Raw genomic sequence first — 14,785 nt, 5'->3', positions numbered from 1 at the left:
ATGACGGACGTGGCGGACGACCAGGCGACGACCGACGCGGTGCTCACCGCCGTCGGCCCGCGGCTGCGCGCGCTGCGCCAGCGGCGCCGGCTCACCCTGACGCAGCTGTCGGAGGAGACCGGCATCTCGGTGAGCACGCTGTCCCGGCTGGAGTCCGGGCAGCGGCGACCGACCCTCGAGCTGCTGCTGCCGCTGGCGCGGGCCCACCAGGTGCCGCTGGACGAGCTGGTCGGCGCGCCGGAGACCGGGGACCCGCGGGTGCACCTGCGGCCGGTGACCCACCACGGCGTCACGTCCCTGCCGCTGACCCGCCGTCCCGGTGGGGTGCAGGCGTTCAAGCAGGTCTATCCGGCGGGTTGGCCGGGCGGCGAGCCCGAGCAGCAGACCCACGAGGGCTACGACTGGCTCTACGTGCTCTCCGGCCGGCTGCGGTTGGTGCTCGGCGAGCACGACCTGCTCCTCGGCCCCGGGGAGGTCGCCGAGTTCGACACCCGGACGCCGCACTGGTTCGGCAACCCCGGCCCCGGGGTCGCCGAGGTGCTCACCCTCTTCGGCCCGCAGGGCGAGCGGATGCACGTGCGCGCCCGTCCGCGCCGCTGAGTGCGTTGTCCGCCTGCTGATAGTGGTGTCACCATGCCGCCGTGCCCGGCTCCCCAGCCGACCGGCTGGCCCGGCTCGCCGACGGCTACCTGGTCACCCAGCTGCTGCACGTCGCCGTCGCGCTGGGGGTGCCCGACGCGCTGGCCGCCGGCGCGCGCAACGCCCCCGACCTCGCACGGGAGCTCGGCGCCGTGCCCGACGTCCTGCACCGGGTGCTGCGCGGGCTGGCCGCCGAGGAGGTGCTCGAGGAGCTGCCCGACGGCCGCTTCGCGCTGAGCCCGGTCGGCGAGCTGCTGCGGGCCGGGGTGCCGGGGTCGCTGCGGGGTGCGGTGGCCGCCCGCGGCGGGCTCTACTACCGGTCCGCCGCGGAGCTCTTCGCCGCCGTGCGGGACGGTGGGACGCCGTTCGAGCTCGCCGAGGGGCGGCCCTTCTTCGACGCGCTCGCGGCCGAGCCGGCGCGGCTGGCGGCGTTCCGCGCCTCGATGGCCGACCGCTCGGCGCGGGAGGCCGGTGCGGTGGTGGCCGCCTACGACGTCTCCGGCTTCGCCTCGGTGGTCGACGTGGGCGGCGGGTCCGGCGCGCTGCTGCGGGCGGTGCGGGAGCGGGCGCCGTCCGCCGACGTGCTGCTGTTCGACCGGCCGGAGGTCGTCGCCGGCTCGGACCTGCCCGCGGTCGGTGGCGACTTCTTCGCCCAGGTGCCGGCCGGCTCCGACGCCTACCTGCTGTCCCGGGTGCTGCACGACTGGGACGACGACGCCGCCCGCCGGGTGCTCACGGTCTGCCGGGTGGCGATGCGGCCGGACTCGGTGCTGCTGGTGGTGGAGGCGGTGCTGCCCGAGCGCGCCGTCGACGACCCGGCCGCGGTGCGGATGGACCTGCACGTGCTGGTGCTGCTGCGCGGCCGCGAGCGCACCGCCGCGGAGTACGCGGCGCTGTGCGCGGCGGCCGGGCTGCGGCTCACCCGCGACGTCCCGACCGAGGCCGGGGTGCACGTGCTCGAGGTGCGCCCCGCGTAGGCGGCGGGCCCCGTCCGGATCCTCTCCCACCGGGTTGATCATGGGGTCGTCGCCGCCGACACGCGGGGACACGCCGGTGCGGGCGGCCACGACCCCATGATCACCGGAGAGGTGGTGGTGGGCCGGAGCGGGCAGGTGGTCCTACACCTCGACGACGATCTCGCCGCCGGACTCGCGCACCGGGTACACCCGGATCGGCGCGGCCCCCGACGTCGAGGCGCCGTCGCGCCACCGGTAGGCGTGCAGGTGCAGCGGGCAGACCAGCACGTCCACGTCGGTCTGCCCGTCGGCCAGCGGTCCCCCGGCGTGCGGGCAGGCGGCCTGGGTGGCGTGCAGCGAGCCGTCCCGCAGCCGGAAGACGGCGACCTGCACGCCCCCGGCCACGAACGCCCGCCCCTCCCCCGGCGGCACCTCCTCGACCCGCCCGACGGCGTACGCCTCGCCGCGCGGCGGTGCCGCGGGGCCGAGGGTGCGCACGTCGGTCGCCGGGCTGCCGGTCCCGGTGCCCGGGGTGGTGGTCCGGGCGGCCTCGAGGTGCCGCAACCGTGTCGTGGCGCTCATCGGACGGGCACCTTCGGCAGCGCCACCAGCGGCAGCGACGTGCGGAACTGGCCGGGGGTGGCCGGCTCCCTGCCGTCCTGGCCCCACGGATCGGTGTACGCGTCGATCGAGCGCTGCATGTTCGCGTCCAGCTGCGCCACGATCCCCTCGCTGTCCTCGAGCAGCACCGCGCGGATCCGCTCCAGCCCGACCCGCGGCACGAAGTCGTAGGTGCGCTCCAGCCAGTTGGCGTTCTCCCGGTAGTACTGCAGGAACCGGCCGGTGAGCCGGAGCACCTCCTGCGGGGAGTCGACGGTGGCCAGCAGGTCGCCCTTGCGGACGGTGGCCCCGGCGGCCCCGCCGACGTAGACCTCCCACCGCCCGTTGCCGATCGCCACGACGCCGACGTCCTTGACGTAGGCCTCGGCGCAGTTGCGCGGGCAGCCGACGACGGCGAGCTTCATCTTCGCCGGGCTCTCGATGCCCTGGAACCGCGTCTCCAGGTCGATGCCCAACTGGGTGGAGTCCCCCAGGCCGAAGCGGCAGAAGTCGCTGCCCACGCAGGTCTTCACGGTGCGGAAGCTCTTGCCGTAGGCGTACCCCGAGGGCATGCCCAGGTCCGCCCACATCGCCGGCAGGTCCTCCTTGCGGACGCCGAGCAGGTCGATGCGCTGGCCGCCGGTCACCTTGACCATCGGGACCTCGTACTTCTCGGCGACCTCGGCGATGCGGCGCAGCTGGGCCGGGGTGGTGACGCCGCCCTTCATCTGCGGGACGACGGAGAAGGTGCCGTCGCGCTGGATGTTGGCGTGCACCCGGTCGTTGATGAACTCGCCGTCCTTCTCGGGGACGAAGTCCACGCCCCACACCATCTTGAGCAGCGAGGTCAGGCCCATCTTCGACCTGGCGTCCTCCTGCCCGCCCGGGGCGAGCGCGGCGAAGACCGCCGAGACGCTGCGCAGGTCCTGCTCGCGGATGGCGGCCATCAGCTCCGGCTTGGCCAGCGGGACGCCGGGCACGTAGTACGAGGCGGCCGGGTCCTCGGCGACGTCGCCGTCGGCGGCCCACTCGACGATCTGCTTGACGAGGGACTTGCAGGAGCCGCAGCCCTTGCCGGCGCGGGTGGCGTCCATGACGGCGCCGACGCTGCCGCAGCCGCCGGCGACGGCCCCGCAGATGTCGCCCTTCGAGACGCCGTTGCAGTTGCACACCTGGGAGTCGGCCGGCATCTCGGCGACACCGACCTCCTCGGCGCCGTCGGAGAGGTCGACGAGCAGCCGGATCCGCTCCTCCGGCAGCGGCGCGCCGCGGTCGAAGGCCTGGGTCAGGAAGGCGACCTTGCGGGTGTCGCCGAGCAGCGTGGCCCCGATGAGCCGGTCGTCGCGGATCACCACCGACAGGTGCACGCCGCGCTTGGGCTCGGAGATCACGAGGAACTCGTCGTCCTCCCGCTCGGGGGTGTTGACCCCCATGGTGGCGACGTCGACGCCGGCGACCTTGAGCTTGGTCGCCGTCCGGCTGCCGTGGTACTCGGCGTCGGGGTCGGCGCCGGTGAGGACGTCGGCGAGCACGCGGGCGTGCTCCCAGGCCGGCTGCACCAGGCCGTAGACCGAGCCGCGGTGCTGGGCGCACTCGCCGATGGCGTAGACGTCGGGGTCGTCGGTGCGCAGCCGGTCGTCGACGACGATGCCGCGCTCGACCTCCAGCCCCGAGCGGAGCGCGACGTCGGTGTGCGGCCGGACGCCGGCGGCGACGACGAGCAGATCGCAGTCCAGCCGGCGGCCGTCCTTCAGCACGACCCCCTCGACGTGCTCGGTGCCGAGCACCTCGGTGGCCAGGACGTCGAGGTGGACGGCGATCCCGAGCGACTCGACGCTCCTCTTGAGGATGGCGCCGGCCTCGGCGTCGAGCTGGGCGTTCATCAGCCACGGCATGGCGTGCACGAGCTCGACCTGCAGCCCGTGGCTCTGCAGCGCGCGGGCCGCCTCCAGGCCGAGCAGCCCGCCGCCCATGACGACGGCCCTCCGGCAGCGGCCGGTGGCCTCGAGCATGGCGCGGGTCTCGTCGATGGTCCGGAACCCGTACACGCCGGGCAGCAGGCTGCCGTCGTCGCGGCGGACCCCGGCCATCGGCGGGATGAACGAGTAGCTGCCGGTGGCCAGCACCAGGTGGTCGTAGGGGGTGACCGAGCCGTCGGAGCCGAGGACGGTCTTGGCGGCGGTGTCGATGCGCTCGGCCCGGACCCCCGCCCGCAGGTGCACGCCGTTGTCGGCGTACCAGTCGTGGCTGTTGAGGACGATGTCGTCCTCGTGCGACTCCCCGGCCAGCACCGGCGAGAGCATGATCCGGTTATAGTTGCCGTGCGGCTCGTCGCCGAGGACGGTGATGCGGAACTGCTCGGCCCCGCCCCGCTCGAGCACCTCCTCGACCAGGCGGGCGCCGGCCATGCCGTTGCCGACGACGACCAGCCGGGCGCGGGAGTCCAGGTCGTCGTCGAGGGAGAAGGACGTCAGGCCGGTCGGCCGACCACCCAGGATCGTCATCAGACCTCCACCAGCCCGAGGTCGACCACGAGCTCACCGGTGACGCCGATGGGCCCAGCCGCCTGCAGCTCGACGACCGTGCCGCCGGGCAGGTCCTCGACGACGCGCAGCGGGACGTGCACGTCCCCCTTCGCCCCGATCGGGAACCAGCGCACCGGCACCCCGTCGCGGACCAGCAGCACGTAGACCAGGTGGTCGGTGGAGTTGCCGCCGCGGAAGTACAGGGCCTGCGCGGTGGCACCCGAGGGCACCGTGTAGCGCAGGGCCGGGTCGATGGGGCCGGGCTTGTCCAGGCCCTCCCCCGTGAGCGGGTACACGCCTTGCAGGAAACGGGGTGTGCTCTTCACGCGCGGGGTCCTCCTCGGGACGGGGCGGGACGGCAGGAGCGGGGTGCGCGCCGCGGGTTGCTGGTGCGGACGGGTCTGGGGCTGGGTGGCGGCGTCGGGGGCGGGCAGCCGCTCCACCGGGCCGGCGACGCGGGTGACGGCGACCGCGCAGACCTTGAAGGCCGGCATCCTCGACGTCGGGTCGAGCGCGTCGGCGTCGGTGAGCGCGTTGGCGCTGGAACCGCCGCCCCAGTGGAAGGGGGCGAAGACGACGTCGGGGCGGATGTCGTCGGTCAGGTGCGCCGAGAAGCGGGCCCGGCCGCGGCGGGTGGCCAGCTCGACGACGTCGTCCGGGCCGATGCCCAGGCGGCGGGCGAGGTCGGGGTGCAGCTCGGCGCGCGGCAGCGGAGCGACCAGCTGCAGGCTCCTGGTCCGCCGGGTCTGGGTGCCCGACTGGTACTGCGCCAGCACCCGGCCGGTGGTGAGCACGTAGGGGTACGCGGCGTCGGGCCGTTCGGAGGCCTCGACGTGCTCGACGCGGAGGAAGCGGGCCCGCCCGTCCGGGGTGGCGAAGCGGTCGAGGAACAACCGCGGCGTGCCGGGGTGGTCCGGTGCGGGGCAGGGCCAGAAGACGCCCTGCTCCTCGTCGATGCGCCGGTAGGTGATGCCGGAGTAGTCGGCCGCTCCCCCGGCGCTGGCCCGGCCGAGCTCGGCGAAGACCGTCTCCGGGTCGGCGGAGAACAGGTGCCCGGCGCCGAGCCGGTCGGCCAGCTCGGCGAGCAGCTGCAGGTCGTCGCGGACGCCGTCGGGCGGGTCCAGCGCGCGCCGGCGGCGGAGGACCCGCCCCTCGACGTTGGTCATCGTGCCGTCCTCCTCGGCCCACATGGCGCTGGGCAGGACGACGTCGGCGAGCTCGGCGGTCTCGGAGAGGAAGAAGTCGCTGACCGCGAGGAAGTCCAGGTCGCCCAGGCGGCTGATCACCCGGCGGGCGTCCGGTGCGGAGACCGCGACGTTGGAGGCGAGCACCAGCAGGGTGCGCACGCCGCCGTCGGTGCCGAGGGCGTCGAGCAGCTCGAAGGCCGACGGCCCCGGCTGCGGCAGGTCGTCGGGGTCGACGCCCCAGACCGCGGCGACGGAGGCGCGAGCGGCCGGGTCGGCGAGCTGCCGGTAGCCGGGCAGCTGGTCGGCCTTCTGCCCGTGCTCGCGACCGCCCTGCCCGTTGCCCTGGCCGGTGACGGTGGCCCAGCCGCTGCCCTCGCGGCCGGGCAGGCCGAGGGCCAGCGCCAGGTTGATCCACGCCTGGGCGGTGTCGGTGCCGCTGCGGTGCTGCTCGGCACCGCGGGCGGTCAGCACGATCGCCCGCTCCGCGCGGGCGAGGGCGAAGACGGTGCGGCGCTGGTCGGCGACGGGGACGCCGGTCAGCCGCTCCACCCGGTCGGGCCAGTACGCCCCGACCCCCTCCCGGACCTGCTCGAAGCCGGTGGTGCGCGCCGCGACGTACGCCTCGTCGACGAGGCCCTCGGCGATCGCGATGTGCAGCAGCCCGTTGGCCAGCGCCAGGTCGGTACCCGGCAGCGGCTGCAGGTGCAGCGCGGCGTTGCGGGCGGTCGCCGTCCGGCGGGGGTCCACCACGACGTGCTGCGCGCCGCGGGCCCGGCCCTCGTCGAACCACTGCATCGCCGGGGGCATGGTGTCGGCCGGGTTGGACCCGACCAGGACGACGACGTCGGCGGCGGCCACGTCGGAGAGCGGGAACGGCATGCCGCGGTCGAGGCCGAACGCGCGGTTGGCCGCACCCGCGGCCGAGGACATGCAGAAGCGGCCGTTGTAGTCGATCCGTGAGGTGCGCAGCGCGACCCGGGCGAACTTGCCGAACTGGTAGGCCTGCTCGTTGGTCAGCCCGCCGCCGCCGAAGCAGCCGACGGCGTCGCGGCCGTGCGCGGCCTGGGTCCGCTCGATCGCGGCGACGACCCGGTCCAGCGCCTCGTCCCAGGTGCTCTCGACCAGCGCGCTGCTGCGGTCGCCGGGGACGGCGCGCACCAGCGGACGGGTCAGCCGCTCGGGGTGGTCGAGCAGCTCCGGCGCCGACCAGCCCTTGGAGCACAGGCCGCCGCGGTTGGTCGGGAAGTCGGCCGGCTGCAGTGTGGCCGGGCGGTCGCCGGCGGTCATCGTGACGCCGCACTGCAGGGAGCAGTAGGGGCAGTGGGTCTGCGTCGTCCGGGTGCGCGGGCCGGTCCCGGCGAGCACTCCGGGGAGGGCGGTCGCGGTCACGCCGACGAGGGTCGACGGCGCCGGTTTCCCGGCCGCGGCATCGGCGTCAAGCCTGCGTTCCGTCCACCTCACGCCGTCCCGGCGGCCGTTGTTAGGGCGTGCCTACGCTGGCGGGGTGGCCGACCGCGTGATCACCGTGCACCTCGGCGCCCCGTCGGTCCGCCCCGCCGAGCAGCGCGACGTGCCCCGGATCGCCGCCACCCTGACCCTCGTGCAGGCCACCTCGCGCTGGGCGCGCTGGGCGCTGCCGGACGACGGCCGGGTGCAGCGGCTGACCCGCCTCGCCGAGCTCGACGCCGGGCACCGCGCGGTCTCCACCGGCACCGGCTGGGTCACCGAGGACGTCACCGCCGTCGCTGCGTGGCACGCCCCCGTGGGGGCGCCGGGCACCCGGCCGCTGCCCGACGACGTCCGTGCCGCACTCGCCACCGAGCTGCCGCACGTGCACGGCTCTCGTTGGGACGCCGTCCGCCGGACCCGCGAGCTGGTCGACGCCGCCCGCCCGGCCGGACCGCACTGGTGGCTGGCCCACCAGGGCACCCGGCCCAGCAGCCGGCGGCACGGCTTCGGCACGGCGCTGCTGCAGCCGGTGCTCGAGCGCTGCGACGCCGACGGCCTGCCCGCCGCCGCCGTCGTCTCGACCTGGGCCGCGGTCCGCTTCCTGCGGCGGCTCGGCTTCGACGTCGACCAGGCGCTGGAGAACTCCGACGGCACGCTGCCGCTCTGGCTGATGGTGCGCTCCCCGTCGTCCTGAGGACCTCGTCGCGCAGCTGTCGATCTGACCCCGGGTCGTTCGTACAGGGGGTGAGTGGCCGGTACGGTGCCGGCCGCTGACCCCGAGGAGACCGTCATGCCGCAGTACCTGCTCAGCCTGATCCAGCCCGACGGCCCGGTGCCCCCGCCCGAGGTGCTCGAGCCGATCATGCGCGACGTCGCCGCGGTGACCGAGCGGATGCGGGCGTCCGGCGCGTGGGTGTTCTCGGCCGGGCTGCACGCACCCGAGACCGCGACCGTGGTGCGCCCCGCCGGCGAGGAGTTCCTCGTCACCGACGGACCCTACGTGGAGGCCAAGGAGCACGTCGGCGGGTTCACCGTCGTGGAGGCCGAGGACCTCGACGCGGCACTGGCCTGGGGCCGCGAGGTGGCGCGGGCGACGACCCTGCCGGTGGAGGTCCGGCCGATCGCCAACCAGGGCGTCTGACGCGGTGCCCGAGGTCCGTGCGCCCGACGTGGAGGCGGTCTTCCGCGAGTCCTACGGACGCGCGGTCGCCGTCCTCACCCGCCTCCTCGGCGACATCGACGCCGCCGAGGAGGCGGTGCAGGACGCCTTCGTGACCGCCCTGCAGCGCTGGCCGGCCGACGGCGTGCCACCCAGCCCCGCGGGCTGGATCGTCACCACCGCCCGCAACCGGGCCATCGACCGGCTGCGTCGCGAGTCCACGCGCACCGACCGGTACCGGGCCGCGGCGCTGCTGGCCGACCCCGGACCCCCGCCCGAGGAGGGCGCCGTGCGCGACGACCGGCTGCGCATGCTGTTCACCTGCTGCCACCCCGCCCTGGCCCCCGCTGCCCGCGTCGCGCTGACCCTGCGGTTGGTGGGCGGGTTGTCCACCGCGGAGATCGCGCACGCGTTCCTGGTGCCCGAGGCGACGATGGCCCAGCGGCTGGTGCGGGCCAAGCACAAGATCCGCGCGGCCCGCATCCCGTACCGGGTGCCCGCCGAGGCCGACCTGCCCGACCGGCTGTCCGGCGTCCTCGCCGTCGTCTACCTCGTCTACTCGGAGGGGCACACCGCGTCGGCGGGCGAGGGGCTGGTGCGCACCGACCTCTGTGCGGAGGCGGTCCGGCTGGCCCGCGAGCTGGCGGAGCTCATGCCCGACGAGCCGGAAGTGCTCGGCCTGCTGGCGCTGGTCCTGCTGAGCGAGTCGCGCCGGTCCGCCCGGGTCGCGCCCGACGGGTCGCTGGTGCCCCTGCCCGAGCAGGACCGCTCCCGGTGGGACGCCGCGCTGATCGCGGAGGGCCAGGAGCTGGTGCGCCGCTGCCTGCGCCGCGGCGCCCCCGGGCCGTACCAGGTGCAGGCGGCGATCCAGGCGGTGCACAGCGACGCCGCGTCCGCCGCCGAGACCGACTGGTCGCAGGTGCTCGCGCTCTACGACCACCTGGTGGCGCTCGCGCCGAGCCCGGTGGTGGCGCTCAACCGGGCGGTCGCGGTGGCCGAGGTGCACGGCCCGGCGGCGGCGCTGGCGCTGCTCGACGCCCTCGACCTGCCGCGCTCGCACCTGTTGCCGGCCGTGCGGGCCGACCTGCTGCGCCGGATGGGGCGTCGAGCCGAGGCCGCCGCGGCCTACGACGCGGCCCTCGCGCTGGCCGGCAACGCGACCGAACGGGCGTTCCTGGAGCGGCGGCGGGCCGAGGTCGCGGACTGAGCTCCGGCCACCGGTCGTCCTCCCCGAGGACGCCCTCTGCTCACCCCCTCGCGAACCTCCACCCCTGCCCACAGCTGTGGGCAGGGGTGGAGGTTCGGCAGGGGCACTGCCTCCGGGCCGCAGGGCCACCGGTGGTCCCTTCGACGGCCCCGCCCACACGAGTGGGCAGCGGTCGAGGTCCGGCGGGTCGGTCTCCCTCGCAGGGTCGCCGGGGCTCAGTCCCAGCGGCGGCGGGAGCGCTTGAGCTCGCCGCGCTGCTTCTTGGCCTGGATCCGTCGCTCCTGCGACCCGCGCGTCGGCTTGGTACGCCGGCGCGCCGGGGGCGGCGGAGCGAGCGCCGCGCGCAGGACGGCGGCCAGCCGCTCCCGCGCGGCCTGCCGGTTGCGCAGCTGCTGGCGGTGCTCGCCGGCGGCCACGGTCAGGACGCCGTCCACCAGCCGGCCGGCCAGGCGCGCGGCCAGCCGCTCCCGCTGGACGCCGGTCAGCCCGGGCAGCTCCAGCGGCGCGACCGACAGCTCGACCCGCGAGTCGGCGGTGTTGACCCCCTGCCCGCCCGGACCCGAGGACCGGGAGAACCGCCAGTACAGCGCGGCCGCGGGCACGACCAGGGAGCCGGTGACCGGCAGGTCCCCGGAGGCGTCATCGGTGGTCGGCACGCGGCCAGTGTCGCGGAGGCACCTCAGGCCGCAGCGGGTACGGGGTCGGGGCCGCCGGCCGCGCCCGGCCGGCAGCGCAGCAGCCGGCGCAGCGTCAGCCAGCTGCCGCGTCCGGCGCCGTGCCGCTCCAGTGCCTGGACGGCGTAGGCCGAGCAGGTGGGCTCGAAGCGGCAGCACGGCGGTCGCCGGGGGCTGACCTCGCGCTGGTAGACCCGGACGGCGGCCACCAGCCGGTCCCGCACCCGAGTCCTGCGCGGCCCGGTGCCGGCGGCGTGGACGTGCCGCACCGTCGTCGGCACGAGGAACATCCCCTCGACGCCGCAGCCGATCGCGTTGGCCAGGCAGCACCCGGTGTTCAGGAACAGCAGGTCGCGCAGGCACGAGCCGTCGCGGTCGTACCCGCGGCGCCGCCCGTAGCCGTACCGGGGGCCGTAGCCGTACGGGGGGCCGTAGCGGTACCGCGGTCCGTAACGTCGGCCGTACCCCGGTCCGTGCCGGCGCCGCCGCGGCCCCCAGCCGCTGCTCCAGACGAAGACCATGTCCCTGATCCTCCGGGCGCGCGGCGGGCTCCGCAGGCCGAGCCGGAGGCGGGCACCATCGGGACGTGCCCGGAGTGCCCCTCGCCACCGCCCTCGCCGCTGGCCCGGTCGTCCTCGACGGCGGCCTGGCCACGGAGCTGGAGGCGCAGGGGCACGACCTGTCGTCGGCGCTGTGGTCGGCCCGGCTGCTGCTCGACGCCCCCGAGGCGGTGGTGGCCGCGCACGCGGCGTTCGCGGCCGCCGGCGCGCAGGTCGCGACAACGGCCAGCTACCAGGCCTCCGTGGAGGGTCTGGCCCGGGCGGGGGTGGACGCCGCCGGGGCACGCCGGCTCATCGAGCGCTCGGTGGTGCTGGCCCGCCGCGGCGCGCCGGACGCCTGGGTCGCCGGGTCGGTCGGACCCTACGGCGCGGCGCTCGCCGACGGCTCGGAGTACACCGGCGGCTACGCCGACCTGCTGGGCGTCGAGCGGCTGCGGCGCTGGCACCGGCCGCGCATGGAGTGGCTGGCGGAGGCCGGCGCCGACGTCCTGGCCTGCGAGACGGTGCCCGCCGCCGCCGAGGCCGAGGCGCTGCTGGAGGAGGCCGACATGCTGGGGATGCCGGTCTGGCTGTCGCTCACCACGGTGCTGGACGGTGGCGTCGCCCGCACACGCCGCGGCGAGCCGGCCGCGGAGGTGTTCGCGATGGCCTGTGGCAACGACGCCGTGGTGGCCGTCGGCGTCAACTGCACCGACCCGGCCGCCGTCGGCCCGTCGCTGGCCGCCGCGGCGTCGTCGGGCAAGCCGCTGGTCGCCTACCCGAACAGCGGCGAGGGCTGGGACGCCGACGCGCGCCGCTGGACGGGCACCGGGGGCGTGGACCCCGCCCAGGTGCCCACGTGGCTGGCCGCCGGCGCCCGTCTCGTCGGGGGCTGCTGCCGGGTCGGCCCGGCCGACATCGCCCGGATCACCGCCGCCGTGCGCTGAGCCGATCTGCGCACGGCGACGGCTCCACACGGTTGGCCTCGGCAACGGCCGTTGACCCGTGGTGCGGCCAGCTCCATGGTGCCTACAGACGTTCCCCGGCCGGGTGAGCGGCCCCCACGGACGGACACCGCCCATGCGACGCACCGCGCTGATCGGCTCGACGACCGCCCTCCTGGTCGCCGGCGCCTTCGCCCCGACGGCCCTCGCCCCGACCGCCCTCGCCCGCGCCGACTCGCACGGCTGCTCCCCCACCGAGCGCGACCGACCGGTCTGCGCGGCCGGCGCGGCCGCGGGCTCCGCCACCTTCCTCGACCCGACGGCCACGGTCGAGGGCGCCCGGCACGTCACCCTGGGTCCGCGGACCTACGTCGGTCCCTTCGCCGAGCTGCTCGCGTCGGAGGAGGCGCCGATCACCGTCGGCGAGGCCTCGAACGCGCAGGACAACGTCACCGTCGACGCCCGCGGCGGCAGCGGCATCGAGGTCGGCGATCGCGTCATCCTGGCCCACGGGTCCTCGGTGCTCGGCTCGGCCAGCGTCGGCACCGCGGAGAGCGAGCTGCCCGCCGAGGTCGTGGCGGCCGGCGTGGACGTCGGCGCGGGCTCGGTGTTCCTCTCCTTCGGCGCGCAGGTCGACGGCGCGACGATCGAGCGCAACTCCGGCGTCTCGGCCCTCGCCCGGGTCGCCCCGGGAGTGACCCTGCCCAGCGGTTTCCTCGTGCTGCCGGGCAAGGACGTCACCACCGACGCGGAGGCCAGCGACCCGGAGCTGGGCGAGGTCCGCTTCATCAACCAGGGCGACATCGACTTCAACGAGGCCGTCATCCACGTCAACGAGTCACTGGCCCGCGAGTACACCGAGCTGTACCGCGAGGACCCGACCGCGGTGACCGGCGCCAACGTCGACCCCGGCGGCAGCGACTTCAACCCCGACCGCGACCTGCCGAGCTTCGCCGGCGAGGAGCAGGCCCGGCCCGAGTTCCGCAACCGCGTGATCGGGGACGTCGCCCTCGCCGACCCCTTCGCGCGCTTCGCCGAGCGGACCGGTGAGCGGATCGCCGTCCGCGCCGACGAGGGTGAGCCCTTCGTGGTCGGGCACGTGCACCGGATGGGCGACGACGTCACCTTCCACGCCCTCGAGGGCAGCGACCTCCACGTCGGCGACGACGTCCGCTACGGCACCGGCGCGATCGTGCACGGCGGCGGCCGGGTCGTCGTCGCGGGCCGGCCCGAAACGCAGACCGTGGTGGGCGACCGCGTGCGGCTCGGCGACGAGGTGGTCGTCTTCCGCAGCACCATCGGCGACGGCGCGGTGATCGGCGACCACAGCGCGGTCGTCGGCACGGACCTGCCGGCGGACGCCGTCGTCCCGCCGAACACGATCGTCCTCGACGGCGAGGTGTTCGGCACCGTCGAGTGGTGACGTCGTCTCTCCGCTCGCCGGGCCCGGTGGCCGCGCTCCTCGCGCTGGCCGTCGGGCTCGCCGGCTGTTCGGCGGGCGGGGCGGGGACACCGGCCGCCCCGGCGACCGCGGCGGCGGAGACCACCGCCGTCACCGGGGCCGCCCCGGTGCTGGCGTCCGCGACGCTGGTCGACGACGTCGACCCCGCGGCCGGCACCTGGTCGACCACCTGGCAGGCGTGCTTCGCGCCGGCCGGGGACGAGGCCGTGGCGGGCTGGGAGGTGCGGACGGTGACCGCCGAGGGAGTCGCCCCGCGGGTCCGGGAGCTGACCGGCGGCTGCATCGACCTGCAGCTGGCCCAGGGCCGGGGCACGGCACCGGCCGACGATCCCGGGCGGACCGCCGCCCTGGCCGATGCCGGGTCGCTGGCCTACCGGGTGCGCGCCGTGCGGGCCGACGGCTCGGCCACCCCCTGGACCGACCCGGTCGTCGTCGGCACCGTCCGCTGACAGAGGACCCCGTCCTCCCCACCCTTCGTGAAAGGACCCCCTGCCCCCCGCCACTCGCAGGCTCGCGGCGGGCCCCTGCAGGGGGCCAGCGGACCCGGGACGGGGCCGGGGCCGGGGGTCCTTGCTCACAGGATGGGCTTGCCGCCGGTGACCGCGACGCGGGCGCCGGAGACGTAGGACGCCTCGTCGCTGGCCAGCAGCACGTAGACCGGCGCCAGCTCGGCCGGCTGGGCGGCGCGGCCCAGCGGCACCTGCTGGCCGAAGCTCTCCACCTTCTCCTCCGGCATGGTCGCCGGGATGAGCGGCGTCCACACCGGCCCGGGCGCGACGCTGTTGGCGCGGATGCCCTTCTCGGCCAGCATCTGCGCCAGGCTGGCGGTGAAGTTGGCGATGCCGGCCTTGGTCATCGCGTAGGCGATCAGGTTCGGGCTCGGGTTGTCGGAATTCACCGACGACGAGTTGATGATCGACGCGCCCGGCTGCATGTGCGGGATCGCGTCCTTGCACAGCGTGAACATCGCCGTCAGGTTGAGCGCCACGGTGTGGTCCCACTCGTCGTCGGAGATCTCCTCCAGCGAGTCGTGGCTCATCTGGAACGCCGCGTTGTTGACCAGGACGTCGACCTTGCCGAAGGCCTCGACGGCCTTGGGGATGATCGTCTTCTGGTGCGCCCGGTCGGCCAGGTCGCCGGCGACCAGCACGCACTTCCGCCCGGCCTCCTCGACGTAGCGGGCGGTGTCCTTGGCGTCCTCGTGCTCGTTGAGGTACGAGATGAGGACGTCGGCGCCCTCGCGGGCGTAGGCGATCGCGACGGCGCGGCCGATGCCGCTGTCGCCGCCGGTGATGACCGCCGCCTTGCCGGTCAGCCGGCCGGAGCCGCGGTAGCTCTCCTCGCCGTGGTCGGGCTTGGGCGTCATCTCCCCCAGCGTCCCGGGGACGTCCTGCTTCTGAGCGGGCTGGGACTCGGGGCGGGGCTCGGACACGGTCGTCCTCCA

General features: G+C 75.8%; 14 protein-coding genes. 8 read left to right on the top strand and 6 right to left on the bottom strand.

Going from position 1 to position 14,785, the window contains the following annotated elements; genetic code table 11:
* Together ACU610_RS05220 and ACU610_RS05215 are read left to right on the top strand one after the other, a co-directional pair.
* Complete coding sequence (locus ACU610_RS05220) at nucleotides 1–600, top strand: helix-turn-helix domain-containing protein (RefSeq protein ID WP_446766658.1); 600 nt, start codon at nucleotides 1–3, stop codon at nucleotides 598–600.
* 41 nt (nucleotides 601–641) lie between these two features.
* Nucleotides 642–1,616, top strand: coding sequence for a methyltransferase (locus ACU610_RS05215; protein ID WP_446766657.1), 975 nt, complete (start codon nucleotides 642–644; stop codon nucleotides 1,614–1,616).
* Nucleotides 1,617–1,757: 141 nt separating this feature from the next.
* Here ACU610_RS05215 and ACU610_RS05210 read toward each other — a convergent pair whose 3' ends face one another.
* Genes ACU610_RS05210 through ACU610_RS05200 form a run of 3 tightly spaced genes read right to left on the bottom strand, consistent with a single transcriptional unit; the run spans nucleotide 1,758 to nucleotide 7,296 of the window.
* Nucleotides 1,758–2,177, bottom strand: a complete 420-nt coding sequence (locus ACU610_RS05210) for a Rieske (2Fe-2S) protein (protein ID WP_446766656.1) — start codon at nucleotides 2,175–2,177, stop codon at nucleotides 1,758–1,760.
* On the bottom strand, nucleotides 2,174–4,699 hold the full coding sequence (nirB, locus tag ACU610_RS05205) for a nitrite reductase large subunit NirB (protein ID WP_446766655.1): 2,526 nt from the start codon (nucleotides 4,697–4,699) through the stop codon (nucleotides 2,174–2,176). The genes ACU610_RS05210 and nirB overlap by 4 nt, the downstream gene beginning before the upstream one ends.
* The gene (locus ACU610_RS05200) at nucleotides 4,699–7,296 is read right to left on the bottom strand and encodes a molybdopterin oxidoreductase family protein (protein WP_446766654.1); all 2,598 of its coding nucleotides are present in this window, start codon (nucleotides 7,294–7,296) and stop codon (nucleotides 4,699–4,701) included. Before ACU610_RS05200 ends, nirB begins: the two co-directional genes overlap by 1 nt.
* Nucleotides 7,297–7,411: 115 nt before the next feature.
* Here ACU610_RS05200 and ACU610_RS05195 point away from each other — a divergent pair, with 115 nt between their 5' ends.
* From ACU610_RS05195 to ACU610_RS05185, 3 genes are all read left to right on the top strand, one after another.
* Nucleotides 7,412–8,050 (top strand): GNAT family N-acetyltransferase, encoded by a 639-nt coding sequence (locus ACU610_RS05195; RefSeq protein WP_446766653.1) that lies wholly within the window; start codon nucleotides 7,412–7,414, stop codon nucleotides 8,048–8,050.
* Between the two features lie 96 nt (nucleotides 8,051–8,146).
* Entirely contained in the window at nucleotides 8,147–8,497 is a 351-nt protein-coding gene (locus ACU610_RS05190) for a YciI family protein (protein WP_446766652.1), read from the top strand.
* Nucleotides 8,498–8,501: 4 nt separating this feature from the next.
* Nucleotides 8,502–9,722: an RNA polymerase sigma factor gene (locus ACU610_RS05185; protein WP_446766651.1), complete on the top strand. Its 1,221-nt coding sequence runs from the start codon at nucleotides 8,502–8,504 to the stop codon at nucleotides 9,720–9,722.
* 215 nt (nucleotides 9,723–9,937) lie between these two features.
* Here the strand turns inward: ACU610_RS05185 and arfB are convergent, their stop codons facing one another.
* Together arfB and yidD are read right to left on the bottom strand one after the other, a co-directional pair.
* Entirely contained in the window at nucleotides 9,938–10,378 is a 441-nt protein-coding gene (gene arfB, locus ACU610_RS05180) for an alternative ribosome rescue aminoacyl-tRNA hydrolase ArfB (protein WP_446766650.1), read from the bottom strand.
* 23 nt (nucleotides 10,379–10,401) lie between these two features.
* Complete coding sequence (yidD, locus tag ACU610_RS05175) at nucleotides 10,402–10,917, bottom strand: membrane protein insertion efficiency factor YidD (RefSeq protein WP_446766649.1); 516 nt, start codon at nucleotides 10,915–10,917, stop codon at nucleotides 10,402–10,404.
* A gap of 65 nt (nucleotides 10,918–10,982) precedes the next feature.
* Here yidD and mmuM point away from each other — a divergent pair, with 65 nt between their 5' ends.
* The 3 genes from mmuM (at nucleotide 10,983) to ACU610_RS05160 (ending at nucleotide 13,790) form a co-directional block, all read left to right on the top strand.
* Nucleotides 10,983–11,882: a homocysteine S-methyltransferase gene (gene mmuM, locus ACU610_RS05170; protein WP_446766648.1), complete on the top strand. Its 900-nt coding sequence runs from the start codon at nucleotides 10,983–10,985 to the stop codon at nucleotides 11,880–11,882.
* 133 nt (nucleotides 11,883–12,015) lie between these two features.
* On the top strand, nucleotides 12,016–13,302 hold the full coding sequence (locus ACU610_RS05165; protein ID WP_446766647.1) for a hypothetical protein: 1,287 nt from the start codon (nucleotides 12,016–12,018) through the stop codon (nucleotides 13,300–13,302).
* Nucleotides 13,299–13,790, top strand: coding sequence for a hypothetical protein (locus tag ACU610_RS05160; RefSeq protein ID WP_446766646.1), 492 nt, complete (start codon nucleotides 13,299–13,301; stop codon nucleotides 13,788–13,790). The genes ACU610_RS05165 and ACU610_RS05160 overlap by 4 nt, the downstream gene beginning before the upstream one ends.
* A gap of 125 nt (nucleotides 13,791–13,915) precedes the next feature.
* On the opposite strand, the gene ACU610_RS05155 is transcribed toward ACU610_RS05160, so the two are convergent.
* A complete protein-coding gene (locus ACU610_RS05155; RefSeq protein WP_446766645.1) occupies nucleotides 13,916–14,773 on the bottom strand; it encodes an SDR family oxidoreductase in 858 nt (285 codons plus the stop codon).
* Between the last annotated feature and the right edge of the window lie 12 nt (nucleotides 14,774–14,785).

This window comes from Geodermatophilus sp. URMC 61 (assembly GCF_052931555.1).
The sequence above is the reverse complement of the archived record's forward strand: the minus strand, read 5'-3'. Positions and strand labels throughout refer to the sequence as shown.

Excerpts from the sequence above, each read along its gene's own strand:
- nirB (WP_446766655.1), bottom strand. The coding sequence starts at position 4,699 with ATGACGATCCTGGGTGGTCGGCCGACCGGCCTGACGTCCTTCTCCCTC.
- ACU610_RS05220 (WP_446766658.1), top strand. The coding sequence starts at position 1 with ATGACGGACGTGGCGGACGACCAGGCGACGACCGACGCGGTGCTCACC.
- ACU610_RS05165 (WP_446766647.1), top strand. The coding sequence starts at position 12,016 with ATGCGACGCACCGCGCTGATCGGCTCGACGACCGCCCTCCTGGTCGCC.
- yidD (WP_446766649.1), bottom strand. The coding sequence starts at position 10,917 with ATGGTCTTCGTCTGGAGCAGCGGCTGGGGGCCGCGGCGGCGCCGGCAC.
- ACU610_RS05210 (WP_446766656.1), bottom strand. The coding sequence starts at position 2,177 with ATGAGCGCCACGACACGGTTGCGGCACCTCGAGGCCGCCCGGACCACC.
- ACU610_RS05190 (WP_446766652.1), top strand. The coding sequence starts at position 8,147 with ATGCCGCAGTACCTGCTCAGCCTGATCCAGCCCGACGGCCCGGTGCCC.